Annotated in this window: 18 protein-coding genes; 14 read left to right on the top strand and 4 right to left on the bottom strand. The window is 70.1% G+C overall.

The window, feature by feature from the left end:
* The first annotated feature begins 45 nt into the window (after positions 1-45).
* On the top strand, positions 46-675 hold the full coding sequence (locus ABD292_RS12035; protein WP_344207208.1) for a TetR/AcrR family transcriptional regulator: 630 nt from the start codon (positions 46-48) through the stop codon (positions 673-675).
* Between the two features lie 302 nt (positions 676-977).
* On the opposite strand, the gene ABD292_RS12030 is transcribed toward ABD292_RS12035, so the two are convergent.
* Complete coding sequence (locus tag ABD292_RS12030; RefSeq protein WP_344207207.1) at positions 978-1,634, bottom strand: TetR/AcrR family transcriptional regulator; 657 nt, start codon at positions 1,632-1,634, stop codon at positions 978-980.
* A gap of 88 nt (positions 1,635-1,722) precedes the next feature.
* Here ABD292_RS12030 and ABD292_RS12025 point away from each other — a divergent pair, with 88 nt between their 5' ends.
* The 5 genes from ABD292_RS12025 (at position 1,723) to ABD292_RS12005 (ending at position 7,487) form a co-directional block, all read left to right on the top strand.
* Complete coding sequence (locus ABD292_RS12025; RefSeq protein WP_344207206.1) at positions 1,723-2,457, top strand: SDR family NAD(P)-dependent oxidoreductase; 735 nt, start codon at positions 1,723-1,725, stop codon at positions 2,455-2,457.
* Positions 2,458-2,462: 5 nt separating this feature from the next.
* The gene (locus ABD292_RS12020; RefSeq protein WP_344207204.1) at positions 2,463-2,780 is read left to right on the top strand and encodes a DMT family transporter; all 318 of its coding nucleotides are present in this window, start codon (positions 2,463-2,465) and stop codon (positions 2,778-2,780) included.
* Positions 2,781-3,311: 531 nt separating this feature from the next.
* Entirely contained in the window at positions 3,312-6,848 is a 3,537-nt protein-coding gene (locus ABD292_RS12015; RefSeq protein ID WP_344207203.1) for a protein kinase domain-containing protein, read from the top strand.
* A gap of 272 nt (positions 6,849-7,120) precedes the next feature.
* Positions 7,121-7,324 carry a hypothetical protein gene (locus ABD292_RS12010; RefSeq protein WP_344207202.1) on the top strand — a complete coding sequence of 68 codons (204 nt, stop codon included), beginning with the start codon at positions 7,121-7,123 and terminating at the stop codon, positions 7,322-7,324.
* A complete protein-coding gene (locus tag ABD292_RS12005) occupies positions 7,311-7,487 on the top strand; it encodes a hypothetical protein (RefSeq protein ID WP_344207201.1) in 177 nt (58 codons plus the stop codon). Before ABD292_RS12010 ends, ABD292_RS12005 begins: the two co-directional genes overlap by 14 nt.
* A gap of 248 nt (positions 7,488-7,735) precedes the next feature.
* On the opposite strand, the gene ABD292_RS12000 is transcribed toward ABD292_RS12005, so the two are convergent.
* Positions 7,736-8,407: an SDR family oxidoreductase gene (locus ABD292_RS12000; RefSeq protein ID WP_344207200.1), complete on the bottom strand. Its 672-nt coding sequence runs from the start codon at positions 8,405-8,407 to the stop codon at positions 7,736-7,738.
* 72 nt (positions 8,408-8,479) lie between these two features.
* On the opposite strand from ABD292_RS12000, the gene ABD292_RS11995 reads away from it, so the two are divergent.
* The 8 genes from ABD292_RS11995 to ABD292_RS11960 all read left to right on the top strand — a co-directional run bounded on the left by ABD292_RS11995 (position 8,480) and on the right by ABD292_RS11960 (position 22,373).
* Positions 8,480-8,995, top strand: coding sequence for a TetR/AcrR family transcriptional regulator (locus tag ABD292_RS11995; RefSeq protein ID WP_344207199.1), 516 nt, complete (start codon positions 8,480-8,482; stop codon positions 8,993-8,995).
* A 788-nt stretch (positions 8,996-9,783) separates the two neighbouring features.
* Positions 9,784-11,178: a lipase/acyltransferase domain-containing protein gene (locus ABD292_RS11990; RefSeq protein ID WP_344207198.1), complete on the top strand. Its 1,395-nt coding sequence runs from the start codon at positions 9,784-9,786 to the stop codon at positions 11,176-11,178.
* 145 nt (positions 11,179-11,323) lie between these two features.
* Positions 11,324-16,843: a hypothetical protein gene (locus ABD292_RS11985; protein WP_344207197.1), complete on the top strand. Its 5,520-nt coding sequence runs from the start codon at positions 11,324-11,326 to the stop codon at positions 16,841-16,843.
* A 117-nt stretch (positions 16,844-16,960) separates the two neighbouring features.
* Positions 16,961-18,340, top strand: a complete 1,380-nt coding sequence (locus ABD292_RS11980) for a hypothetical protein (protein ID WP_344207196.1) — start codon at positions 16,961-16,963, stop codon at positions 18,338-18,340.
* A 31-nt stretch (positions 18,341-18,371) separates the two neighbouring features.
* A complete protein-coding gene (locus ABD292_RS11975; protein WP_344207195.1) occupies positions 18,372-19,367 on the top strand; it encodes a hypothetical protein in 996 nt (331 codons plus the stop codon).
* Positions 19,368-19,415: 48 nt separating this feature from the next.
* Positions 19,416-19,904 carry a hypothetical protein gene (locus tag ABD292_RS11970; RefSeq protein WP_344207194.1) on the top strand — a complete coding sequence of 163 codons (489 nt, stop codon included), beginning with the start codon at positions 19,416-19,418 and terminating at the stop codon, positions 19,902-19,904.
* A 17-nt stretch (positions 19,905-19,921) separates the two neighbouring features.
* A complete protein-coding gene (locus ABD292_RS11965) occupies positions 19,922-21,295 on the top strand; it encodes an FAD-binding oxidoreductase (RefSeq protein WP_344207193.1) in 1,374 nt (457 codons plus the stop codon).
* 91 nt (positions 21,296-21,386) lie between these two features.
* On the top strand, positions 21,387-22,373 hold the full coding sequence (locus tag ABD292_RS11960; protein ID WP_344207191.1) for an amino acid--tRNA ligase-related protein: 987 nt from the start codon (positions 21,387-21,389) through the stop codon (positions 22,371-22,373).
* A gap of 78 nt (positions 22,374-22,451) precedes the next feature.
* On the opposite strand, the gene ABD292_RS11955 is transcribed toward ABD292_RS11960, so the two are convergent.
* Both ABD292_RS11955 and ABD292_RS11950 read right to left on the bottom strand, forming a co-directional pair.
* The gene (locus ABD292_RS11955) at positions 22,452-23,423 is read right to left on the bottom strand and encodes an acetylxylan esterase (RefSeq protein WP_344207190.1); all 972 of its coding nucleotides are present in this window, start codon (positions 23,421-23,423) and stop codon (positions 22,452-22,454) included.
* Positions 23,401-24,744, bottom strand: a complete 1,344-nt coding sequence (locus ABD292_RS11950; protein WP_344207189.1) for a protoporphyrinogen/coproporphyrinogen oxidase — start codon at positions 24,742-24,744, stop codon at positions 23,401-23,403. The genes ABD292_RS11955 and ABD292_RS11950 overlap by 23 nt, the downstream gene beginning before the upstream one ends.
* Positions 24,745-24,950 lie beyond the last annotated feature (206 nt).

Below are 24,950 nucleotides of genomic sequence, written 5' to 3'. Positions count from 1 at the left end.
GTGATCCTGTCAGCTCGCCCCGGAATATCGCAACTCGGAGTTGCAATGCCGTCCGATTCCTCCACCGGCCGCCCCGTCGGCCGCGGCGCCAAGGTGCGCGCCGCCGTCCACGCCGCCACCCTCGCCGAGCTCGTGGACAAGGGCTACGCCGCCTTGACCGTCGAGAACATCGCCCAGCGCGCCGGAGTCCACAAGACGACGGTGTACCGGCGATGGAAAGATCGCGAGAGCCTGCTCACCGACGCCCTGGCCGAGCACATGGCGACGGACATCCCCGTGCCCGACACCGGATCGCTCGAGACCGATCTGCGGGCCCTGGCCCGCTCGATCGTCCAGGCGTTCAACAGCCCGGCCGGGCAGGCCATCCTCGCCGCCATGTTCACCGGGGCAGCTCACCTCCCGGAGATCGCCGCGGCCCGGCGGCACGTGTTCGACGACCGGCTCGCCAGAGCCCAGCCGGTGGTGACGCGCGCCGTCGAACGCGGCCAGCTGCCCGAAGGAACCGATCCCGCCGAGTTGCTGAAGACCCTCGCCGCACCGATCTACCTGCGTCTGCTCATCACCGCCGAACCGGTCGACGAGGCCACCGCCGACCAGACGGTCCGCGTCACGCTCGCCGCCGCGCGCGCCGGCGCCCTGCGACCGGTCCGCGACGATCCGCCGGTCGGCGAGTGATCCGGGCCCTGCTCGCTCCATCGCCGTCCGGTCAGCTCCAGCGGGCCGACGGCGTCGAGGTCGTCGATGGTGGGGCGGAGCCGGGCGGCTCGACATGAAAGCCGGCCCGCTGTGGCCTGCGGCAACGTTCTACTTCGGGGCTCATCGCACGGACCCGAGCACCGCACCGCTTCATCAGGCGCGTCCTACGTCCCGCACGCTGAGGAGGCGCCTTCGAGGGTGGTCGGACGACCACCGCACTCCGTACAGGGGGATCGTCGCTCAGCGGGGCAGCACAGCGCGCCCCGGCGCGGCCATATGCGTCACCGCCGGCCTTCGGCGGCTCCGCCGTCCGGTCCTGTCACGCCGGCCAGGAGATCGTCGAGTCCTGCCCGGATGGCCTTCAAGGTGAGCCCCTGCTCTCCGCCGATCCGGTAGGCCAGCAGGTTCGCGGCCAGCGGGGCGAGTAAGGCGTCGGCGAGGTAGGACGCGTCGCGGCCCGGCCTGGCTTCAGCGATAAGGATCGCCAGATGGCGGTGGTAGGCGTGATAGGCCCCACCGAAGCGGGCGAACGGCGCCGCGGTCTCCGCTACGAGCAGGAGGTCGAGTTGGTTGACGGTACGAGTGGCCAGCGCGTGCAAGAACGCGCGGATCCGCTCGGCGGCGGGCGCGCCGGGACCGAGCGGCGGTGGCCCGCCCAGATATGCCGCCTGGAACTCCCGCTCGCGCCGGTCGATGAGCGCGTGGGCGAGGCCGGCCCTGTCGCCGAACCGGCGATAAAGCGTGCCGACGCCCACGCCCGCCGCGGCAGCAACGTCTGCCATGGACAGCGCTTCCACGCCGCGGGCGGCCATGATCTCCTCCGCGGCGGCGAGGATCTTCGCGCGGTTGCGCGCCGCGTCCGCGCGCTCGTCACTGCGCTGATCACTGGACCCGTCGCCCGCGTCGTCCCGCATCGAGGATGGCCGGCTCTGCGTCACGGCGTAAGCCTACCGGGTTGCGATCCGGAATCGATTCCGCTTAACTCTATCCGGAATGAGTTCCGATTTAGCGGGGAAGGTGAACACCATGCTCAATGGACGGGTGGCGCTCGTCACCGGAGGCAGCCGCGGCATCGGCGCGGCAATCGCCCGCAGGCTGGCCGGCGAGGGCGCGGACGTCGCCATCACTTACGCACACGCCGCCGAACGGGCGACTGCCGTGGTGAGGGAGATCGAAGCGATGGGCGTCCGCGGGCTCGCCATGCGGGCAGAGGCGACTGATGCTGCGGCATTGGTAGAGGCGGTCGAGCGCACGGCCGCCACGCTGGGAGGACTGGACATCCTGATCAACAATGCCGGCATCGCCCCGTACGGCCCGCTTGAGGACGTCACGCTGGCGGACGTGGACCGGACGCTGGCCATCCATGCGCGGGCATCGTTCGTGCTCGCCCAGGCCGCCGCGCGGCACATGGGAGATGGCGGGCGGATCATCAGCATCGGCAGCGCCCTGGTCGAGCGGGTGACATCGCCGGGCTGGACCCTGTATTCGATGAGCAAGTCCGCGCTCATCGGGCTCACCAAAGGGCTGGCCCGCGATCTCGGCCCTCGGGGCATCACCGCCAACCTCGTCCACCCTGGTTCGACCGACACCGAGATGAACCCGGCAGACGGGCCGGACGCGCCTGCCGAACGCTCCTACACCGCGCTGGATCGCTACTGCGACCCCGACGACATCGCCGCGACCGTGGCGCACCTGGCCGGACCGGGGGCGCGCAACATCACCGGGGCGTCCATCATCGTGGACGCCGGGACCACGGCCTGACCGCGATGGCCTGGTCGCTTCTGGTCGCCGCCGCCCTGCTGGAGATCGTGTGGGCCGTCGCACTCGAACGGTCCGACGGATTCACCAGGTTCGTCCCCGCGACGGTCGGCGTGATCGCCGCCGTGCTCAGCTTCGTCCTGCTCGCCTTCGCGCTTCGCACGCTTCCGGTCGGCACCGCGTACGCGGTCTGGGTCGGGCTCGGCGCACTCGGCGTCGCACTCGCCGGAATCTTCGTCTTGGGCGAGAGCGCATCCGTGGCACGCCTGGCCTGTCTCCTCCTCATCCTCATCGGCGTGGTGGGCCTCAGACTGCTCGAAGGCTAGAGACAGGCAAGCCTGACATCGGGCGATACAGGAACGACGAAAAGGTATCGAGGATCCGTCTGGGTCACCGTGACCACGCGGCCGCCGGCGTACCCGGCCGTCTCGATGTCGGTGCCGGCGCGGCTGCGGATCGGCGCCCCGAGGTTGACGATGAGCAACGCCGACGGCAATGCTCCGCCGCCATCGCCGGTACTCTTCCCGCTCGTCAGCCAGGACGCCCACCCGCGGATTCGCGGGACGCCGGTCAGTCTCCCCGGTATCCCTCGCGCAGGATCCGCTGCCCTTCCTCAGTTGCCAAGAATCGACGTCGGTCCTCTTCAAGAGCCGCCGAAAGCTGCCGTCTCGCCTCGGCCTCTCGCTGTTGTTCCGCCTTGTGTTCGCCTCCCCCGAGGCGGTGCGCCTGCTGCGCGAGCACGGCTGCGACGCCCGCCCTCTCGACGGCGGCTTCCTGTCCTGGCGGCGCGGGACAGAGCCTTGGCGCGCAACGCGGAAGACGCAAACTTTCCCGGCTGACCGCACATCCAACGCTCCGTGGAGCCATTGATCGACGGGGACCCTCAGTACCTGGGAACGTACTGGCTGGCCGGGCGGCTCGGCGCGGGCGGCCAGGGGGTGGTCTACGAGGGGTACGCGGAGGACGGCGCCCGCGTCGCGATCAAGGTGCTGCACAGCGACCAGGCCGCCGGCCAGCTGGCCAAGGAGGCCGCGGCGGCCCAGCGGGTGGCGTCGTTCTGCACGGCGCGGGTCATCGAGGCCCGGCTGGAGGGGGCCAGGCCGTACGTCGTCAGTGAGTACGTCGCGGGCCCGAGCCTGCGCGCCGCCGTCACCGCGGGCCGCCGTTTCTCTGGCGATGACCTGCACCGGCTGGCGACGGCGGTGGCCACCGCGCTGACCGCGATTCACGACGCGGGGGTGATCCACCGCGACCTCAAGCCCGACAACGTGCTGCTCGGCCCGGACGGCCCGCGCGTGATCGACTTCGGAATCGCCAGGACGGCCGAGATGTCGCTGACCGCGACCGGCCTGGTCAGGGGGACGCCGACGTACATGGCGCCAGAGGTGTTCACCGGCGACCGGGCGGGGACGCCCGCCGACGTGTTCGCGTGGGGCGCGATCATGGTGTACGCGGCAACCGGCAAGGACCCGTTCGAGGCCGAGGCCCTGGGCGCGGTCATGCACCGGGTGCTGTCGTCCATCCCGGACCTGGGGGCGCTGCCCGGCTCGCTGCGCCCGCTGGTCGCGGCGGCGCTCAGCAAGGAGCCGCTGCGCCGGCCGAGCGCCCGCGAGCTGCTGCTCGCCCTGGTCAGCGGCGGGCCGGACCTGGGCCAGTTGCTCGCAGAGGGCGGCAGGGAGGCTGCCGGAGTGATCGGCGCCGCCGATCCCGGTCTCGGGGCGCTGGCCGAGGACGCGTACGGGATGCTCGCCCCGGAGGAGCGGGAGCTGGTGCCTGAGGTGTTCCTGCGGCTGGTCACGGTGGGTGAGAACGGCGGGCTGTCGGCGTGCCGGGCGGAGCTGCCCGAGCTGGTCGAGGGCAGGTCGCTGCCCGAGGTCTCGTCGGTGAACAGGATCCTGGAGGTGTTCGGGTACCTGCTGGGCAGGGACGGCGAGTCGGTCTGGCTGACCCGTCCTGCGCTGCCGCGCGCCTGGCCGCGCTACCGCCGCTGGGTGGAGGCCAACCGGGACGGCCTGGCCGTGCACCGGGAGATCCTGACCGCGGCGCGGCGCTGGGATCGGTCGGGCCGCAGGGACGGCGACCTGTTCCAGGGCTCGGCCTTGGAGAACGCCCTCCAGTGGGCGGCCACCGCCCGCAGGAACATCACCCTCTCCCCCACGGAACGCGACTTCCTGGAGTCCGCCGCCGCACTGACCAGGCGCAGGTCCAGGCGCAGCCGCCTGGTCACGCTCAGCCTGGCGGGGCTGCTGGCGATCGCGCTGGTCGCGGGCGGCCTGGCGGTGCAGCAGGGCAGGCTGGCCGACGAGCGGGCGGCGCGCATCTCCGTTCAGCTCGGCCAGGCGGAGGCGGCGCGGCTGGCACAGGTCGCGGACACGTTCCGGCACAGCGATCCCCGCCTGGCCATGCACCTCAGCCTGGCCGCCTGGCGGCTGGACCGCACGCCGCGGACCAGGACGGCGCTGACGGCCTCGCTGACGCAGCGCGAGGTGTCGATGTTCAGGGACCCGGCGACGGCGGGCGACACCCTTCGCGTGCTCAGCGCGGACGGCCGGACGATGGCCAGCGTGAGCGGCGACGCGGTACGGCTCTGGGACGTGACCACGGGCAGATCCGCGGGCGGGATCGCCAGGCTGGGGCTCGGGGACGCCAGCCCGGCCGACGCCGCGCTCTCCCCGACCGGCCGCCGGGTTCTGGTGGCCACCGGCACGCAGGCCGGGGTGTGGGAACTGCGAACGGGCCGGCGGATCGCGACGTGGCGGTTCGACAAGGAACTCGGGCAAGGCGTGGACCTGCCGGTCACCGTGGACTACGGCAGCGTGGACAGATACGCGGTGGTCCGCATCGACCACGACGACTACCTCTGGGACCTGGAACGGAACCGCCGCGCCAAAACCGCCGACACGCTCGGCCCCATGACACCGTCGGGAACGGCCATCTACTCCTCCGGCTCCGTCTCGCCCACCCGGATCGACCGGCGGCGCGTCCCGGACCTCGCCACGCAGGCCACCCGCCGCGCGGCCGGTCGGTGCGACCTGTGCGGATGGCCGCTCGCCCTCACGCCGGACGGCCGCGGGCTGGCGCAGGCGGTGCACGACGGCCTGGTGATCACCTCGGTCGCGGACGGCTCGGTCATGGACACGATCGGGGACCGCGGCATCCTCTGGAACCAGGGCGAGGTGACCTTCAGCGCCGACGGGCGGCTGCTCGCCACGGCTACCCGCGACGACATCCAGGTGTGGATGCGGGAAGGCCACTTCCTCACCAAGGTGACGCTTCCTGAGGGCCTGTCGGATGAGACCCTGGCCCAGGGTGCCATCCCCCAGGTCGCCTTCGACGGCCGCGTCCTGCGCTACCTCATGGTGGACCGGGTCATCACCGTGAACCTCGCCGACCTGTCGCCGGCCTCAGGGGGGACGTCCTGGGCGGAGGCCGCGCTGACTCCGGGACGCCTGCTGGGAGCCAAGACCGACGGCCGTGAAGAGGTCCACATGATGACGCCAGGCGGGCCGGGTGAGATCCTTCAGCGCCGGGCCGACGACGATGGGCCGACCGCGCTCGCCCTCAGCCAGGACGGGCGCCTGGCGGCCATCGGCGGCTCCCGGACGATCTCCGTGCTGGACGTGAACGCCCGGCGGGAGCTGGCCAGGCTGACCCCTGACACCTTCACCACCACCGAACATGTGGCGTTCAGCCCGGACGGGACACGGCTGGCCACGGTGGTGGAGGGGCCGGAGGATGGCGCCGCCCGCACGTACTCGCTGGCGATGTGGGACTGGAAGGCCCGCCGCCTGCTGTGGTCAGACGACGTGCGCCGGGCTCAGGACGTGGAGTTCGCGCCGGACGGCAGGACGCTGGCGGTCGCCACCGACGCCGAGCGCCTCTACGACGCCGCTTCCGGCCGGCCGATCGGCGGCCCGTTCGGCGGCGCGGGCCAGGGCATCACGCTCACCGACGCGGTCTTCACCCGGGACGGCCGGTCGCTGGCCATCGTGGACTCGCGCGGGCGCCTGACCGTCTACGACGTGGCCACCCGCCGCCCGGCCGGGGAGGCGATCAGCGGGAAACTCAGCGGGTACGCGGTCAGATCACCTCGCGAGGACGTCGTCGCGGCGGTCACCCGGGACGACCGGGTGCAGCTGTTCGACTTGGCGGGAAAGGCATCGCTGGGTGTGCTGGCCGACGCCAACCAGGACGGGGTGCGGGCCCTGGCCTTTGCCGCCGACGGTTCGAGGGTGCTGGTGCTCGACGGTAACGGGACGATACGCGAGCAGCTCGTCGAGCCGGGCGCGGTCGCGGCGGCGGTGTGCGCCCGGGCCGGGAACCCGTTGAGCAGGACGGAGTGGGCGCGTTACGTCACGGGTGCGCCCTATCGCGAGACCTGCCCTCGACCATGACGGCGCCGGCCTGCCAGAGATCGCTCGCCTCCTAGGCCAGGTGGGTGTGCCGGGCCGACTGGTGGCACATGACGGCTTTTGTTCCGCGGGGACCCCGAAAGCTCCTGTCTGACCGACCTCACCGGGGCTCCCGGGAAATTCCCCGTCCGCCCGGGACAGCGGTCCCTGATCGGGCCGGGTACATCCGACCGCGTGCGTGGCCGTGCTCCCTGGGCGCCCGGGGCGCTCCGGCGGGAAAGTGCTGCCACCGACCCGCGCACCCGAGGAGCATCATGTCCAACCACGTCGCGCCCAACAACGTCGATCCGCACGAGCCCGTCGTGGCTCACTCCCGCTCGAGCCCGACCCAGACCAGGATCTCCGGTCTCCTGCTGGCCGCCGGAGCCGTCGCCTGGAGCGTCGGCGCCGTGATCGTCGGCGACAGGGTTGGACCGTGCACGTCACGCGCTCCGCCGGCGACGGATGGACCCGCGTGATCCCGGTGGGCCTGATGGCCTGCTGCCCGGCGCGTTCGTGGCCAACGCGCTGTCCTTCGGCGGTGAGGTCTCGGGGCCGATGGGCAACGGGCTGGTCTGGGACTGGCCGCCGCGGTGGACCAGCAGCTTGCCGTTGCGGCGGCGGAGCCGCCGGTCCGGCTGAGGTGCCAGGTGTCGCCCTGGGAGAGCGCGCCCTGGATCTTGGGCTGGACCATGGCGTACGCCTCGGCGGGCTCGCCGCCGGCGAGGGGCCAGGTTCCAGCGGCCCACCCGGCCGCCGGGGGTTGTCGCGGTACTCGCCGGCGCTCAGCCGGCCGGCGCCGCCGCTCGACGATCGCAGCCTCCTCACGGCCGTCGCGCCGGAAAGCGATCCGCCCGGCTTTCCATCTCGCCCGGCGAAAGGGACGGGTCTCAGGCCGCGAGGCCGGCCTTCACCTGGCGGGTCACGTCGTCGGCGAGGATCTCGCGGGCCCCGGTGGCGATGCCGTCGAGGGCGAGCGCGGCCACGATCGCCGGGTCGGTCTTCTGCTCGGCCGGGACGTGGGCGGCCATGTCGGTGTCCATGTAGGCCACGTGCAGGGCGGAGACGGCGATGCCGCGCGGGGCGAGCTCGTCGCGTACGGCGTTGGTGAGCGCCCAGGCGGCCGCCTTCGCGGCGCTGTAGGCGCCGGCCCCGCCCGGGTGCAGCCAGGAGAGCACGGAGAGCACGTTGAGGATCGTGCCGCCGCCGTTCGCCTCGATGAGCGGGGCGAAGGCGCGGGTCACGCCGAGTGTGCCGAAGTAGTGCGTCTCCATCTCAAGGCGGATCCGGTCGAGGTCGCCGTGGACCAGGGACTGGCCGGTGCTGGAGCCGGCGTTGTTGATCAGCAGGGTGACGTCGGGGGCCGCCTTGGCGACACGCTCGACCGAGGCCGGATCGGTGACGTCGAGCTGCAGGGGGAAAACGCCCGGGAGGTCGACGGCGGACGGGTTGCGGGCGCCGGCGTACACCTTGGCGCCGCGCTCGAGCAGTTGCGCGGCGAGGACTCGGCCGAGACCGCGGTTGGCGCCGGTGACGAGGGCTACGGAAGTCGTGAGGTCCATGCCCGTTAGATTACGCCTGACATCTAAATTGAGCAAGGTGATAGATGACATCCACCATCTATACTTGACGGCATGGGACGGGTGTCGCAGGCGCAGGCGCGGGAGAACCGCAAGCGGATCGTCGAGACGGCGGCCCGGCTGTTCCGCGAGCGCGGCGTGGCCGGGGTCAGCGTGGCCGACGTGATGGCCGAGGTGGGGCTCACCCACGGCGGCTTCTACAAGCAGTTCGCCTCGAAGGACGCGCTGGTCGCCGAGGCGGTGGCGCAGGCGTTCGGTGAGGCTGGAGAGCGCCTGGCGGCGGCGAGCCGGGAGGACTTCGTTCGGGGATACCTGTCCGCTGAGCACCGTGACCGGCGCGGCGACGGCTGCCCTGCGGCAGGTTTCGGGGGCGATCTCTCGCATGATGACCAGGGGACCGCTGTCGACGCGTACGCGAAAGGCGTCGATCGTTATGCCCGGGAACTGGGCAGCCTCGCCGACGTGGCCACGCTCGTGGGCGCCATCGTGCTCGCCCGCGCCACCGCCGGTACGGAGATCTCCGACCGCGTGCTCGAGGCCGCCCGCCAGGCGCTGATCAGCGGCGACTGAACTGCTCATCGAGGTGCCGAGCGCCTCCCCGACGTCGGCGAGGTCTGCCGACTCGAAGCTATCGCTGTGGCGCTCGGCGGAGGTGCGCCGCGGGCTCGAGGCCTGGGACGCTGCCCGCGACGGCCCGACACGGCTGCAGTTCTCGCCAACGCCTGAGGCCTTGCCCGGCTCTACGCCTGGCTGCTGTTGATCGGGGCTCGATCTCCTTTCTTGACGCTCGGACACGAGGAGCACCTCGGCGATGTCGTCGTCGGCCATGGCGCCGAGGGCTGCAGGTCAGCGCATGGATTGAACAACTAAGCCCTGCATGGTGGCCGGCCACCGTGTCAGCCACTGGCGGAACGCCTTTTTCTCGACCGGCCAGATGCATGGCTTCCCGCCGGAGTTCCGGCGCAAGGTACTGGGCCTGCTTCGAGCCTGAAGTACATGGTCGTCCATATCCAGATTTACCGGGAATGCGTGCTTTCTTGCGACACAGTTTTTCCTCGTCCTGGTCACCTTGTTGATCCCGGCGAGTTCGGACATCCTTGGGGCGACCGATGAGAATCACTCAAGGGCCGCCTCATGAAGCCATTCGACGACTCCGCAGGGGGATACGGACCCGTTGTGTCAGCATGCGCGCGTTCGGCGGCACGGCGCTCGACCTGCCCAGCACGGTGGGGGAAGCAAGGTTTACGTGCTTCCGGACGGCTATTCGCTCATGCCGGAATCGCTCCGCTTTTGGATCAGGCCTACACAAAGCAACGGAGGCGATGGTGGCGGTAGATCGGCCTCGGACCGGGGATGCGGTGATCGTGATTCCCGGAATCATGGGCAGCGAACTGGTGGATACCGAGTCGGGCCGCGTGCTGTGGGGGCTGTCAGACCTGCAATGGTATGTGTCGGCATGGACGTCAGGGGCGTCGTTGGCCATGTTGCAGCTGTCGGCAGATGAGCGAATGGGGCGGTATGGCCGGATTCGCGCGACGCGATTGATCCGCTTTCCAGCTTTCGTGCCGGTGCTGTCAGGACTGATGCCGTACCGGTCCCTCATCAAGGGTCTGCAGGCCGTCGTCTGGCACCGGGACGCGGTAGCGGAGTTCGCGTACGACTGGCGGCTTCCGGTAGCGCACAACGCGGCCCGGCTGACTGAGTTCGCAATGCGGCATCTCGATACGTGGCAGGCCCATCCGGCGTACGTGGCGGGCCGCGCCGATCTGAGCGGCCCCGACAGCGACCCCTTCCCACGGCTCGTCCTGGTCGCGCACTCGATGGGCGGACTGCTGGCCTGGCTGGCCTGTCAGGACACGGATCTGACCCGGAGGGTGCGGACAACGGTGACGCTGGGAACGCCGTTCTTCGGGGCTCCGAAGGCCGTCCTGCTGTTTGGCGCGGGCGGGGGTGTCCCGCTGCCCCGTCACCGCGCCAGGCAACTGATGCTCACTCTTCCCGGCGTCTACGACCTGCTACCGGCCTACCGGTGCGTGACCGACGGGAGCTCGGCACGACGACTTGACATCTCGGACATCTCGAGTTTGGGCGGCGATTCCGAGCTCGCCGCCGAGTCGCTGGCGCTGAGCGAGGCTCGGCCGCTCCTCCCGCCCGCCGGGCATGTGCAGGTCGTCGGCGCGCATCAGCCGACCGTGCAGGCCGTGACGATCAAGAACGGCGCGGTGACGGCCCACCAGTTCACGTACCGTCCGGACCAGGGCGGAGTGACGCGGGTCGACACGGGCGGGGACAGCACAGTTCCGCGGGAGTCGGCGCAGTTGCCACCCGGACCGGCGATACCGCTGGCGCAGTCACACGGGGCGGTCGCCGCCACGGCCGAGGCGGTGCTGGTCACCCAGGACGCGCTGCTCGACCGGCGGACCGGCCCGTGGTTGGGCGCCGGCGAGATCGGCCTGGACGCGCCCGACATCGTACGGGCCGGGCGCACGTTCTGGTTCGGAGTCACCGGCGTGCGGCTCCCCACTGACGTCCGGTGCACGGTGGTCGACCTTGGCACCGGACTCCGGGTGGACACCCCGGCCGCCCGGTGGCGCGACGGCGCGGTCGTGGCGGAGGGAACACCCTTGCCGCCAGGCCTGTACCAGATCCGGGTGGACGGTGGGGGCGCGTCACCGGTTACGCAGATGCTGCTGAGCGCCGACCTGCCAGACGACGCGTACGGCGGCGCCGACCGCCCGAACGGCACCCGATGAGCCATCGCACCGACGAGAGCGCAGAGCCGGCCACCAACTTCATCGGCAGCGGAGCGCGAGCATGACCCACGGCGGCCCCATGGGGGAAGAAGATCGAGACCGAACCGAGGACACCGACTCAGGTCAGACGTTAGAGGTGTTCCCGGTGGCGATCGGCCACTACACCGACCCGGCCCTGCCCGACCTGGACGTCGACTCCCAGGTAGGCCGGCTGCTCGACCTGCTGGCGCCGTTCGGTGCCTGGCACCGACGGTGGGCGTGGCCGGCCCGCCAGCGGGGGGCGGGCGCGGTCGAGCGACGGTTGCTGGCATGGCGCCACCCCGCGGCCGAGGGCACCCAGGTGCCGGGCTCGTTGCTGTACTGGGTCGGTCACGGCTGGTCGGACGGCACCCGCGCCACACTCGCTCACACCGACAGCCCCGCTACAGTCGCCATGGCGGGAGTCACCCCGGATCAGGTGGCAGACGCAGTCCGCGCCCACCAGGCCCTCATCTCACCGGAAGAGGACGACGACAGCGGCGGGTGGGCGATGGTCGTGATCGACACCTGCCGGTCAGCACGGTTCGTCGAGCTGCTCAACGCGGCACTGTCCAGTTATGACCCGCCGGAGCGGGTACTGCTGGTGGGGGTGTCCGGGTCGGGGTCGACGTCGTTGGGGCGGTTCACCGACGCGCTGCGCACCGTATTGGTGGACACTTTCCGAGCAAATCGGCGGATCCGGCTGACGGAGCTCGCCAATCAACTACCCCGGCTGCTGCCCGGTGCGCGGGTCTACCAGCATGGGCTCATCGAGGCCTCGCTGGTACCAACCGATCTGCCGGTGGCGTCGTGGATGTCGGCGCCGCTGGACGAGGTCCGCCACCTTGAGGAGGTCCTGGACGGGCTGACCCCGGACGCGCGGCGGCATTTCCTGGCCAAGGCTCAGGGGGCGGAGCACGGAGAGCTGTCCTGGTTCTTCGAGGGCCGGGAACAGGAGCGGTCCCGGATCGTGGACTGGCTGCGGTGTGCCGACTCGGGGATGCTGGTGGTCACCGGCCGGGCGGGATCGGGCAAGTCCGCGCTGCTGGGTAACGTCTTGGTCCACTCGCTGCCTGAGCTGCGGCAGGCTTTGGCCCGCCGTGGCCTGCTGCGTGCTCTTGACCCCGTCCAGCTACCGCCGGACGGGGTGTTCGACGCAGCGATCCATCTGAGCGGGCTGACCCTGTCCCAGGTGGTCGCCCGCGTGGCTCGCGCCGGGCTCGGCGCGCTGCCCTCGTGGAGCGACCCGGCCGCCGGGGTCGCCACCGACCTGGACTGGCTCGCCGACCGGCTCGCCGAATGGCCTGAGCCGTTCACCGTGCTGGTCGACGCCCTGGATGAGGCAACCGACCCATTGGAAATCGCCCGCTCCCTCCTCGCCCGGATCGCCGCACTGCCCGGGGTCCGGGTGCTCGTGGGCACCCGCGCCTCCACCAACGAGGCACCCGACGCACCAGCTCGCGACGACAACCTCCTCCAGGCCCTGGCGGTCGCTCCCAGCGTCGTCCACCCCGACACCGCCGATGACGGGGACAACCGAGTGTGGGTCACCCGGGAGCGTGAGGCGATACGCAGGTACGTGGGCCGGCGTCTGCGGGAAGCCCGCGACCACGGTGTGGCCGGCGTCGCCGTGCCCGGCTTCGAACGGGTCACCGACGACGACCTGGAGCGGGTCGCGGCTGCGGTGGCGCGCCGAGACCGGCAGTTCCTGTTCGCCCGCCTGGCCGTGTACGAGCTGATCGAGGACCCGTGGCTGTTGACCCGGGGGCGAGCGCAGTCGCTGGAGGATCTGCTCGACGGGGACCACCAGGACCTGTTCGCCAAGGCGTTGGACCGTCTCGCACGGCACAACGACCGCTATCCGATCCTGCTACGGGCACTGTCCCTTGCCCGGGGCCGTGGCCTGCCCGAGGCGGATGGCGTCTGGGCAGCCGTCACGGCCGCGCTCACCCCCCGACCGCGTCGGCGGGTCGTGGACGACCATGATGAGGAAGATCTGACGGACGAGGGGGTGAGCTGGTCGACGGCCGTGCACGGACTGCTGAACCAGGCCGCGGCCTACGTCATCGTCGACACACAGACCGCCGGCATGCATCGGGCCCCCGCTGCCGGTGCCGGCGCACCCGCGCAACCAACCGATGACGGCGCAGCTGACGGCAAGGCCGACGGACAGACGGTGTACCGGCTGGCGCACCGTACCTTCGTCGAACACTTCACCGACGTCGGCCATCCGGACGACACCGACACGGGCAGGCAACGGCTGGCCGCCACCGCCCTGCTGGATCTCGCCGCCCGCATCGCTGCCGATGACCCGGCCGGGGTGCCCGCCTACCTGGCCCAGCACCTGTCCGGGCACGTCGCCGACGCCGACATCTGGGACGACCTGGCCGAGCACCCGCAGGTGCTGGACGAACTAGACCCGGCCGCGGTCACCGCCGACGCGCTGCGTTCCCTGTTCGTTCGACGTCCGGTCCCCCCTCCGGTGGCCGGGGTCATCGGCGCCCGCGATGCGCTGTTGGAAGCTGCTCGGAGCGACCGCGCAGGTTTGCGCCAGTTGGCCACCACCACCCACAGTTCCCGGCAGCGGGTGGACGAACCCGCCGCTGGCTGGTGGGGAGTCGCGGCAGCCCAGGCCGGACACGTCACCATGCACGTGCGGCTGCCCGGCCACACCGCACTCGTCAGACAGGTGTGCGGGTTCGTACTACCGGGCGGGCGCACCGCGCTCGCGTCGGCCGGCGACGATGGCACGGTCCGGCTCTGGAACCCCGAGAACGTCACCCCGATCGGAGCCCCGCTCACTGGCCACACCGGCACCATCGAGGACATCTGCGCGGTCACCCTGGCCAACGGCCGTGTCATGCTGGCCTCGGCCGGCGCCGACGGGACGGTGCGCATGTGGGATCCGGCCACCGGCCGGCCGGTAGGCACGCCCATCACCGGGCACGCCAGCTCGATCTGGGGGGTGTGTGCGCTGCCGGCCCCGGATGGCTCCGGGCGGGCGCTGCTGGCTTCGGCCGGGGCCGATGGAACGGTGCGAGTGTGGGATCCAGCCACCGGCGAGCCGGTAGGCACCCCCCTGACCGGGCACTCCGGCCCGGTCACGGGGGTGTGTGCCCTGCCGGATCCTGGCGGTTCCGGGGGAGCGCTGCTGGCCTCGACAGGGTACGACGGCACGGTGCGAATGTGGGATCCCGCCACCGGCCGACCGGTAGGCACCCCCCTGACCGGGCACTCAGGCCCGGTTCTGAGAGTGTGTGCGCTGCCGGATCGGGGCGGATCCGGTCGGGCGCTGCTGGCCTCGGCCGGGGCCGACGGGACGGTGCGAGTGTGGGATCCGGCCACCGGCCGGCCCGTAGGCACCCCACTGACCGGGCACACCAGTTCGGTCAGGGCTGTGTGTGCGTTGCCGGATCCGGGCGGTTCCGGTCGGGCGCTGCTGGTGTCCGCCGGAGATGACGGGATGGTGCGGGTGTGGGATCCGGCCACCGGCCGGCCGGTAGGCACCCCGCTGACCGGGCACACCAGCCCTGTCTGGGGGGTGTGTGCGCTGCCGGATCCGGATGGCTCCGGTCGGGCGCTGCTGGCTTCGGCCGGGGCCGACGGGACGGTGCGCATGTGGGATCCGACCATCGGCCGGCCGGTGGGCGACCCCCCGACCGGACGCACCAGTTCGGTCAGGGGGGTGTGTGCGCTGCCGGATCCGGATGGCTCCGGCCGGGCGCTGCTGGCCTCGGCCATGGCCGAGGGGACGGTGTGCATGTGGGATCCGGCCACCGGCCGGCCCGTAGGCACCCCTCTGACCGGACACATCGGCCCGGTCAGAGGGGTGTGTGCGCTGCCGGCCCCGGACGGCACGGGGCGGACGCTGCTGGCCTCGGCCGGGTACGACGGGACGGTCCGAGTGTGGGATCCGGCCACCGGCCGGCCGGTAGGCACCCCACTGACCGGACATATCGGCCCGATCTGGGGGGTGTGTGTGCTGCCGGATCCGGACGGCTCCGGGCGGGCGCTGCTGGCCTCGGCCGGGTCCGACGGGACGGTGCGCATGTGGGATCCGGCCACCAGTCAGCCGGTAGGCGCCCCCCTGACCGGACACACCGGCCCGGCCACGGGGGTGTGTGCGCTGCCGGATCCGGATGACAGCGGGCGGGCGCTGCTGGCCTCGGCCGGAGATGACGGGACGGTGCGGGTGTGGGATCCGGCCACTGGCCGGCCGGTGGGAAACCCCATGACCGGGCACTCCGGCCCGGCCATATGGGTGTGTGCGGTGTCGGCCCCGGACGGCTCCGGGCGGGCGCTGCTGGCCTCGACAGGGGGTGACGGGACGGTGCGGGTGTGGGATCCGGCCACCGGCCGGCCAGTGGGAACCCTGAGGGGGCACGCCAGCTCGATCCTATGGGTGTGTGCGCTGCCGGCCCCGGACGGCTCCGGGCGGGCGCTGCTGGCCTCCGCCGGGTCCGACGGGACGGTGCGCATGTGGGACCCGGCCACCTGCCGGCCAGTCGGCACCCCCCTGACCGGGCACTCCGGCCCGATCAGGGCCGTGTGTGCGCTGCCGGTCCCGGACGGCTCCGGGCGGGCGCTGCTGGCCTCCGCCGGAGATGACGGGACGGTGCGGGTATGGGACCCGGCCACCAGCCGACTTGTCGGCGCGCCGCTCGGCGGAGCGCCCGATGCGGCCGAGGCCCTCACGCAGTCCCCAACCCACGTAACTGACCAAGTCGTCCTGCGCGGCGACAGCCTCCTGAGTACCTGGACCCCCTCCACCTCCCGCCTGGCCACGACACCCGGCACCCAACGCGCCTCAGCGGTTGCCTCACTGACCGGGACCGACCATCCGGTTCTCCTCATCGGCGACACTTCTGGGCAGGTTCACATCACCGATCCGGCCACCGCGGCACACCTCGCCCCGCCGATACGGATCGACACCGGAGCCGTACTCGCGCTGCAACCACTGCCAGGCACCCCCGCCCGGGTCGCAACCGGCGGACGCGACGGCGTCATCACCACCTGGGCCATCTCCACCGCCGAACCCGCGGGGCCGCCGCTGCACGGCCACGAAGGCCCGGTCCGCGCACTCTGCCTCGTTCATCGCGACGGTTCGCCGCCGCTGCTCGCCTCGGCCGGCAACGACGGCACGATCCGCTTGTGGGATGTGGCGACCTGGACGCTGCATGGTGAACCCCTCATCGGTCACCGCGGCTGGGTCTGGGCCCTCGCACGCGTCCCGGGCGGTCCCGGCCAGACGCCGAAGCTGGCCTCCGCCGGTGCGGACGGCACGGTCCGCCTCTGGGACCCCCTCGGTCATCGCCACACCGGGGAGCAGTTGACCGGCCACACCGACCAGGTGCGGGCCGTTGCCGTCGCCACCTGTGGCGACGGCCGTAGCCTGCTGGTCTCCGGCAGCCAGGACGGCACCGTCCGCCTCTGGCGCCCCATGACCGGGGAACCGGTGCACACCATCCCGCTCGGCATTCCCGTCCACGCCCTGCTCCAGCAGGCGCCTGACGACCGTGCTCGCGAACGCACCGGCGACGGCGCCACCATCACCGTCGGCCTCCGCACCGGCGTCCTCGCCCTGGACCTCCATCGAACCCTCTTCGGGACGAGGGAGGATCGGACCAGGATCCAACGGTCGGCATGATCGCTGTCCGATCAAGGACAGCCCCCTGTCAAAAGGGCGATTGTGTCAGTACGGTTGGTAACCCCAAGGTGGCCACCGGCTCCATGGCTACCGTTCCCAGCGCCGGCGAGGTAGCCCATGCGCGAGGCACTGTTCCGGGCTGCGCAGCACAGCTCGTGGGTGGCGAATGAAGAATCCGTGGCGCAGCGCCAGTCGGAGCGGACCACCCGCCAGATTTACGAGCGTTCCGCGCTGCCGCTCCCGAAGCCGGCGACGCAGGGGTGGACCGGCGGATCGGCGTCCCCGGGGGTCACGCTTCTGTGGCCGTACCCGCGCGGCTCGTCCGACGTCATCGACCGCGCGAACTGCGCCGACCTGTTTCTACGCGCCCATCCACGATTTCGGATCGTCACCGAGTACGGCCTCGACCGCGGCGCTCTGGCCGAAACCGACCCCGCCGAGAACATCCTGCTGTTCTGCCCGTTCGATGCCGTGTTACCTCGCCTGTCGATCACCGCCGACTCCCTGCTCACGGTCGACGATCGACCGGTCCATGCGGTGGCCAGCGAAATGATCATGGGGTACTTGATGCGTGCGGGGCTGTGGCCCAAGCCGGCGCGCGGGGCGGACTTCGCCCACCTCCCGGCCATCGACCGATTGCGCACCGGGCTGGTCAACGGAACGGGACTCGCGCTGTTCAAGGCCGCGCAGATGGCACTCTTCCAGCGCCGGCGCGACAGCCTGTCCGGTCTCGGTGTGACGATGCCGCAGGGACGCGTCGCATGGGACCGCGCGGAGGCGGTCGCGGCGAGCGAGGCGTGGTTCGCGCAGGGGCACGGTGTGGTCTACCGGCCGTTCGCGTCCTCACGCGGCACCGCCGTCTCGTTTCTCGGCCCCCGCGGCTCTCAGCCACGGCGACGCGCAGTCGAGGAGGTCCTGGATGCGATGGAGGCGACCATGGCGGACACGTACGGGCGAGCCGACCCTTACCCGATCACGCTCTCGACGTTCGTCGAGTCCCGCAAGATCGACGGACGAGTGTGTGACCTGCGGATGTTCGTGGTCGCCGATCCGCAAGCCTCAGCCTTACGCGCGATCCCCGGCGCGGTCGGCCTCGCGCAGATCCCGTTCGGCGAACGGGACGAGCTCGGCACGGCCACGTGCTTGACGAACCTCAACGCTCCACCTGACGCCGAGGCGGTGCCCATCCCGCGCGAACTGCCGCTGTCGGATCCAGACGTCTTGGCCATACTCGGCATCGGGGAGAAGGAGCTCGAACTACTCGGGCGGGTGGCGGTCCTGCTGTGGAGCCGGGCGGTCACCGCGGAGCGGGTCACAACCGGAATGGCGCTGCCGTTCGCCTACGGCTCGGTCGACTTCCTCATCACCGAGACGGGCCGGATCGCGCCGATCGAGATGAACGGCGCCAATGTCGGCTCCCACACCTCCGTCCACCCGCTGTTCCTCGACTCTTTCGGACTCGCGATGCGGGCCGCGCTGGAAGAGGCCTTGTGGTGAGTCCGTCCCGTTCGCCCGCTCCCCTACGGCGGTGAACGAACCGATGGACACCCGGATCCGGATCGCCACGACGAGCGCCGCACCATCGGTCACCGCCATCTTCGACGAGCCCGGCCTCGCGGTGGACGACCAAGGGGCCTACGTGTCCGAGCTGCTGCCGCTCGTCTGGGCCCGAGGATGGGCCTGCACGAAGGCCATCGTGATACGGGGCGTGCACGATGGCGAAGTCCTGGTGGACTTCATACAGGTACGCGGGGCAGCAGCAGGTGCCGGCATACGCGTGGAGACGCGCGGCGACTGTGGCAATTCCATGGTGGCGGCCATGCTCGCCGTGTCGGATGAAACCGGGCGTACGGACCTTCGGATGCGTAATCGGTGCACGGGTGTGGTGGCCTCGATCCGCCGATGCGGACGCCGGTCGAGCTGGGAACTGGTCGAAGCCGACTTCACCGAGGGCCTGGCTGGACGGAGCGCCGACGAGTTCGTGCTGGCGGTGCCGACCGGCTCGATAGGCGTGCCGGTGAGCGTGCTGGACGCGATGAACCCCTATGTCATCGTCCACGCTGCGGACATCGGTGCGACCGCGGACACACTGATCGCCCGCGACCCTGGGCCGGCGCTTCTCGACCGGCTGTGCCGGCTGCGGCGTCACGTCGGGGCACTGCTCGGAGGACCGTTGGACGGCGAGTTCCCCAAAGCAGCCATCGCGTGTCGGGGGCCTGGACGGCAGATAGTCGGCCGGACCATATACCTCGGCCAATGGCACCCGGGGCTGCCCCTTACCGGCGGCATCACCCTGGCGCTGGCGGCACTCGCACCGGGAACCGTGCTTTTCGGCGGTGAATGCGCCCACGTCAGCGTGACGGATGGCCGTTCCAAGACGGAGGCGGAAATCACGCGCGACGCTTCCGGCATCCGACGTTGCCTGATCCGTGGTCTCCAGGTCGCCCTGCTCGACGAGCTGATCCTGCCCACCCCGCTCATGCCGAACGCCGCGAACAAGAGGGACAAGGCATGGAAGGCGTGAACCTCGATCAGCCGCTGTCTGGTTCACCCTCATTCGTCGGAGAGCCCTATGCCGCGTGATTTCTACGCCACCGTTGCCCAGGTCCTGCCGGTGTTGTTGTTGGCTTTCGTATGGGACTCGCGGTTCCTGGAGAGATTGCGAACCCAGCGGCGCCACCTTCGTCCGCGTGGTTCGGCGGATGGAGTACGGTTCTGGACCAAACCCCGAGTGCGCGCCTACGCCCTGACCGTCGCCACGATCACCATCGCCGACCTTGCCGTGTGTATCCTGGCGCTGGCCGGAGCCATCCCCGACAGCACTGTGCTGCGCACGTTGGTGGCCGTAGGGCTGATCCTGGCGCTGATCACGCTGCTCAACCGGGTCTGGATGGACGTCCTGCATGCCACCGCTCGTTCCGTAGAGCCTTCATCGCCTCCTGACGGCCCGCTGACCATCTCCACCGACCAGGCTGCGGAAGGCTCCGGAGACCAGCCCGACACGAGCCCGCCCTCTTCGATCGGCCCTGGCCGGGATGGCGGGACACGATGGGAAAACTGACTTCCCGAAGCGGTTCGATGTCCGAACTCGAGTCCGCCCTGGGCGCGCGCCTCCTGTTTCCACGTGACCGGGAATATGAGGTGTCACGGCGCGTGTGGAATGCCATGCACGATCGGAGACCTGCACTGATCGCGCGCTGCCGAACAGCCGCCGAGGTGAGCCTGGCCCTGCGGTACGCGCTCGCCGAGAATCTCCGGGTGACCGTACGCGGCGGCGGCCACAACGTTGCCGGTACTGCTGTGGCCGACAATGCCGTCATGATCGACCTCTCGCTGATGAGCGAGGTGGCAGTCGATGTCGCCGGACGACTGGCCCATGCCGGGGGTGGTTGCCTTCTGCGCGACCTTGACGCCGCAACCACACCCCTGGGGTTGGCGTGTCCAGCCGGAGTGGTCTCGCACACAGGGCTTGGCGGGCTCGCGCTGGGTGGCGGGTATGGCTGGTTGGCTCGCAAGTGGGGTTTGACCTGCGACCACATCATGGCGGTCGAGATCGTCCTGCCGGACGGCTCGATCGTCGAGGCAACCGAAGGTCAGTATGACGATTTACTGTGGGCGCTGCGTGGTGGAGGCGGAAACTTCGGCATTGTCACCCGCTTCACCTTACGGCTGCGCCCATGCGGTCCTGTTCATCTGCACAGCGGGGCCTACACGCTGGACGCGGCATCGGCGGCCTTGGCCGCGTATGGGGACTTCGCGGAACGGCAATGCCGCAACCTGCACACTGTGGGCAGCCTGGCCTACCCCGGAGTCCAGGAATGGATCCCGGAAAAGTTACGCCACGAGCCGCTCCTCTTCCTGACCGCCGCATGGTTCGGTGACCTCGCCGAAGCCCAGGCCCGGACAGCCCCCCTGTTCGAGACCGCTGTTCCCGAAGCCTCCCGAATCCGGACCCTCACCTATCCCGAACTGCAGTCGCTCGGCGACCACGGCGAGCCTCATGGTCATCGGTACTACACCAAGTCCTGCTATCTCCGGGAGTTTCCCACAGGGGTTGCGGCGAGTTTCGTAGCGGCGGCGCGGGACATTCGTTCGCGCCGCTCCTCGATCGATTTCGAGTTCCTGAGGGGAGCGATGACGGACGTTCCTGACGAGAACTCCGCTTTTCCGCATCGAGACGCGCCATACATCTTCACCGCATCGGCTCAGTGGACCGACCCCGAAGATGACGCCGAGAACATCGCCTGGTCCAGAAGGAGCGTGAACCGGCTGCGGGAGTTCCAGTCGGCGGGCGTCTACGTGAATTACGTGCACGATGAGAACGCCAAGGCCACGGATGTCTACGGTGCCGAGCGCTACCGGCGACTCGCCGAGGTCAAACAGCGCTATGACCCGGAGAACATCCTGCGCCACAACCAGAATATTGCTCCCGCACCCACCACTGCGCCGTGATAGAGAGGGAAGCGTCTCTGTGCCGATGTCTGGATCGTTCGACACCCCTGTGAACCCCCCGCACATATCAGACCACAATGCTCCGGAATCTATGGTTGCGGCGCTGAATTCTCCCTGGTTTGCGCTTGTTGCCGACCTCCACGACGTTATTCTGCCGACCACCGTGACCTATGCGAGTTCACGGGGTCTCAAGAGTCTGCAGTTGCCCCTGACCACAAGGACGATCACCTGTCCCACTGCTCTGGGTAGCGACTCGGAGCCGGTTCCGGTGAAGGTCAACGGGGTTCCCACCTATCTCGCCGACTCCATGCAGTTCGCGTTGGAGTACGGCTGCAGGATGGCTCGTAGTGGCTGTTACACCATCATGCCTTCGTTCCGTGCGGAGGAACCTGACTCGACCCATCTAGGCCAATTCACCCACAGCGAAGCTGAAATCATCGGTGATCTGGACGACTTGATTCGCTATGTCGATGGATATGTCCGCACCCTGGCGGCCACGGTTCTTGACCGCCTGGGCGACCGCTTGGCACAAGCGCGGGGGGATATCTCTCACCTGGAGCGCATGGTGGGCCGTCGCGAGGCGTTCGAACAGCTCACCTTTGAGGAGGCCGTGCGCGTCGTGAACGATGAGGACGGCGCGGTGCTGGATAACGGAGTTTGGCGTTCTTTCACCCGCAAGGGTGAGTTGCTCCTCATGGAACGCGTCAGCGAGTTCGTCTGGGTCCGTCACTTCGACAGCCTCGCAGTCCCCTTTTACCAGGCATTCGTCGACCCTTCCGGAAAAATCGCAAATAATGCTGACCTCTACTTCGGGATGGGCGAAGTGGCCGGCGCCGGCGAGCGGCACGCGGACGCTGAGGGACTGCGCAAATCCATGGCCCTGCATGGAGTGAACGAATCCGAATATGCCTGGTATGTACGGATGCGAGAAGTGGCTCCCCTTCGTACGTCCGGTTTCGGTTTGGGGGTAGAGCGCTTCCTCATGTGGGTGCTCAACCATGGCGACATCCGTGACGTCAGCCTGATCTCCAGGGTCGACGAGTCGAAGGCCTGGCCGGCCGCTGTCGTGCGCCCCTGACGGTCTACCGCTATGGCCAGGGCGAGGTCGGGCGGCGCACCTGCGAGACGAGCCGATCGCCGGGCTGGTGGTGAACGACTACCCGGCGAGGGTTTCGGCCAGCCATCTGGCCTGGAGGTCGAGGTGGTGAGCCTCGCCGCTCTCGTGACCATTGAACTCGTAGGCGACGATGTCCTTCGGGCCGCCGTACCGGTTGAAGGCGGCGTACACACCTGAGGGCGGACAGGTGGTGTCATGCAGGGCGACGCCGAAGTGCGCCGGGCAGCGCGCCTGATCCACCAGCAGCGCGACGTCGAAGTACGCGAGCGTCTCGAACGCCCCGTCCACCAGGGAGCGGTGCGTATGACACCACCTGACCAACTCCGGATACGGCCCCGTCGTGGCGACATGCGCCGAGCGGCGGATGTTGCACAGGAAGGGCACATTGGGCATGGCGGCGGCCACACCCGGATGCAGCGAGGCGGCCACCAGCGACAGCGCGCCGCCCTGGCTGGTGCCCGTGGTGACCAGCGCGGCTGAGGCGCGATGCGAAAGCTCGGCGGCGGCGTCCACGGCCCGGACCGCGTCGACGAACAGGCGGCGATAGTAGTAGACGTCCCGGTCCGGCAGGCCGTCGGTGAGGAAGCCTGGCACATGGGGCAGTCCGGACGCGCCCAGGTCGGCGGTGTCGCCGGTCCGCCACGCGCTGCCCTGGCCGCGCGTGTCCATGATGAGATGCGGGTAGCCGGACGCCGACCAGAAGAGCAGTTCGTGCGGCAGACCTCGGCCGCCGCCGTAGCCGATGTACTCGATCACCGTCGGGCGCTGCTCGTCGAGGCCTCGCGGTACCAGATACCACGCCTTGATCGGATGGCCGCCGGCTCCGGCGAACGTCACGTCGAAGACGTCCACCGTACGCAGCGGGGTGTCGTGTACGGGCTCGGCCCGCACGTCGAGCGGCGAGCGCGCGGCCTTGGCCAGCGACGCCTTCCAGAAGTCCGACATGTCGCCCGGCGCCTGCCGGTCACCCAGAAAGCTCTCAAGAGCTTCAAAGGGGATCTCCGCTAACATCGCACTCTCCTCGTCGAACTTGTCGTCCACTGAGCGCCATCACCCGGCCCGCCGCGAGGAAACCGTCCAGGATGGCGTCCTCCATCGAGCCGTACGTCCAACCGCCGTAACGGCCGCACGAGAACACGCGGTGCCCGGCCAGCCAGCCGAGCAGCAGGTCCACTGCCGCCCGCCTGGCGTCGTCGAAGACCACGTACGCATGCTCGACATCGCGTTGCTCGACGAACAGCACGTCGTCGGCTGAGCCGATGGCGCCCATGCGCTCCAGCCCGCTGATCACCGAGGGCAGGTCCAGCAGGCTGCTCCGGTCGGCGACCTCTACCCACAGGGCGGCGCAGCCGGGCGGTGCCATTTCCGGCACCACGTTGGTGAACACGCCCATGCGGTAGAACGGGTATGGCCTTTCGGGCACGTACACCCAATGCTCGCGCATCATCGTCGGCGACCGCAGGGCGACGTTGAGATAGCGCAGGGGGATCGAGCACAGTGCGCGGCGGGCGGCGGCGATGTGAGGCGGCAACCCCGGGATGCGGTCGAGCAGGTCGGGCAGCGGAATGGTGGACACCAGCGCTTGCCAGTCCAGCCACGAGGGTTCACCGGTCAGCTTGATCCGGCCGCTCTGAAGGTCGATCTCCTCCACGTCCGTGGAAAGGCGCACGCTCAGCCGCCCGCCCTCGTTCGCCGCCTCCAGGAGCGCACGTGGCAGCAGGTCGATGCCGCCTTTTGCCGGATAGAGGAACCGGGCGTTGTACCCCACGCGGTCCTGCCTGATGCCCAGCGCCCCACCGACCACCTGGACGGTGCTCGGCGTCGGGAAATAGCCCGACAGCCAGTCGAAGGTCAGTCTGTCGCACGAAAGGCCCCAGAACTTGCTGTAGTACGGCGTGAAGAAATGGTCGGCCAGGGCCTGCCCATACTGGGCGACGATGAAGTCGTGGAAGCTCTCGGGCGGCGGCCTTCGACGGACCAGCCGCCCCGCCCGTGCCCGAAGGAATCCGGCCAGGCAGCGTCTGCGGACTTCCCCCGGCAACCCGTGGATGTTGGCCTGCAGCGGATAGGGGACCATCGCATCGTTGATCCAGACTTTCGCCCTGCGGCCGATGTCGACCAGGCCGTCCCCGCCGAGCAGGTCATGGACCAGGGCGCGCACGGTGGCGTCGCGCAGGTGCAGCCAGTGGCCGGTGACGTCGAAGGTGAAACCGTCGCGCCGGTGAGTCCTGGCTTTGCCGCCGACCGTCTCTTCGCGCTCGACCAGGGTGACCGTTCTTGCCGACAGGCGCATCGCGGCGGCGAGGCCGGCGAGGCCCGCGCCCAGAACCACGATCGGTTCGGCTGCTCCACCAGGCATGGCGCCCCCGCAGTCCTCATAGGATCACTCAGACTGTATGATGACGCTCCCCCGAGCAAAGGCAACCTTTCGCGAATCACGCAAGCTCGTGACCGCTGCCGTACGCCAGGCCGACACCGACGACCCCCGGCCATCGCAACGCAACCCGCCTGAATCGCGCTGGTGGCACCCGCCGGCGG

The sequence above is a fragment of the Nonomuraea bangladeshensis genome (assembly GCF_039529455.1).
Lineage (GTDB): Bacteria > Actinomycetota > Actinomycetes > Streptosporangiales > Streptosporangiaceae > Nonomuraea > Nonomuraea bangladeshensis.
This window is presented reverse-complemented; position numbering and strand designations above follow the sequence as displayed.

Coding starts and splice junctions, on each gene's coding strand:
- ABD292_RS12035 (WP_344207208.1), top strand. CDS start 46: ATGCCGTCCGATTCCTCCACCGGCCGCCCCGTCGGCCGCGGCGCCAAG.
- ABD292_RS12025 (WP_344207206.1), top strand. CDS start 1,723: ATGCTCAATGGACGGGTGGCGCTCGTCACCGGAGGCAGCCGCGGCATC.
- ABD292_RS12020 (WP_344207204.1), top strand. CDS start 2,463: ATGGCCTGGTCGCTTCTGGTCGCCGCCGCCCTGCTGGAGATCGTGTGG.
- ABD292_RS12010 (WP_344207202.1), top strand. CDS start 7,121: ATGTCCAACCACGTCGCGCCCAACAACGTCGATCCGCACGAGCCCGTC.
- ABD292_RS12005 (WP_344207201.1), top strand. CDS start 7,311: ATGGACCCGCGTGATCCCGGTGGGCCTGATGGCCTGCTGCCCGGCGCG.
- ABD292_RS12000 (WP_344207200.1), bottom strand. CDS start 8,407: ATGGACCTCACGACTTCCGTAGCCCTCGTCACCGGCGCCAACCGCGGT.
- ABD292_RS11995 (WP_344207199.1), top strand. CDS start 8,480: ATGGGACGGGTGTCGCAGGCGCAGGCGCGGGAGAACCGCAAGCGGATC.
- ABD292_RS11980 (WP_344207196.1), top strand. CDS start 16,961: ATGCGCGAGGCACTGTTCCGGGCTGCGCAGCACAGCTCGTGGGTGGCG.
- ABD292_RS11970 (WP_344207194.1), top strand. CDS start 19,416: ATGCCGCGTGATTTCTACGCCACCGTTGCCCAGGTCCTGCCGGTGTTG.
- ABD292_RS11965 (WP_344207193.1), top strand. CDS start 19,922: ATGTCCGAACTCGAGTCCGCCCTGGGCGCGCGCCTCCTGTTTCCACGT.
- ABD292_RS11960 (WP_344207191.1), top strand. CDS start 21,387: ATGGTTGCGGCGCTGAATTCTCCCTGGTTTGCGCTTGTTGCCGACCTC.
- ABD292_RS11955 (WP_344207190.1), bottom strand. CDS start 23,423: ATGTTAGCGGAGATCCCCTTTGAAGCTCTTGAGAGCTTTCTGGGTGAC.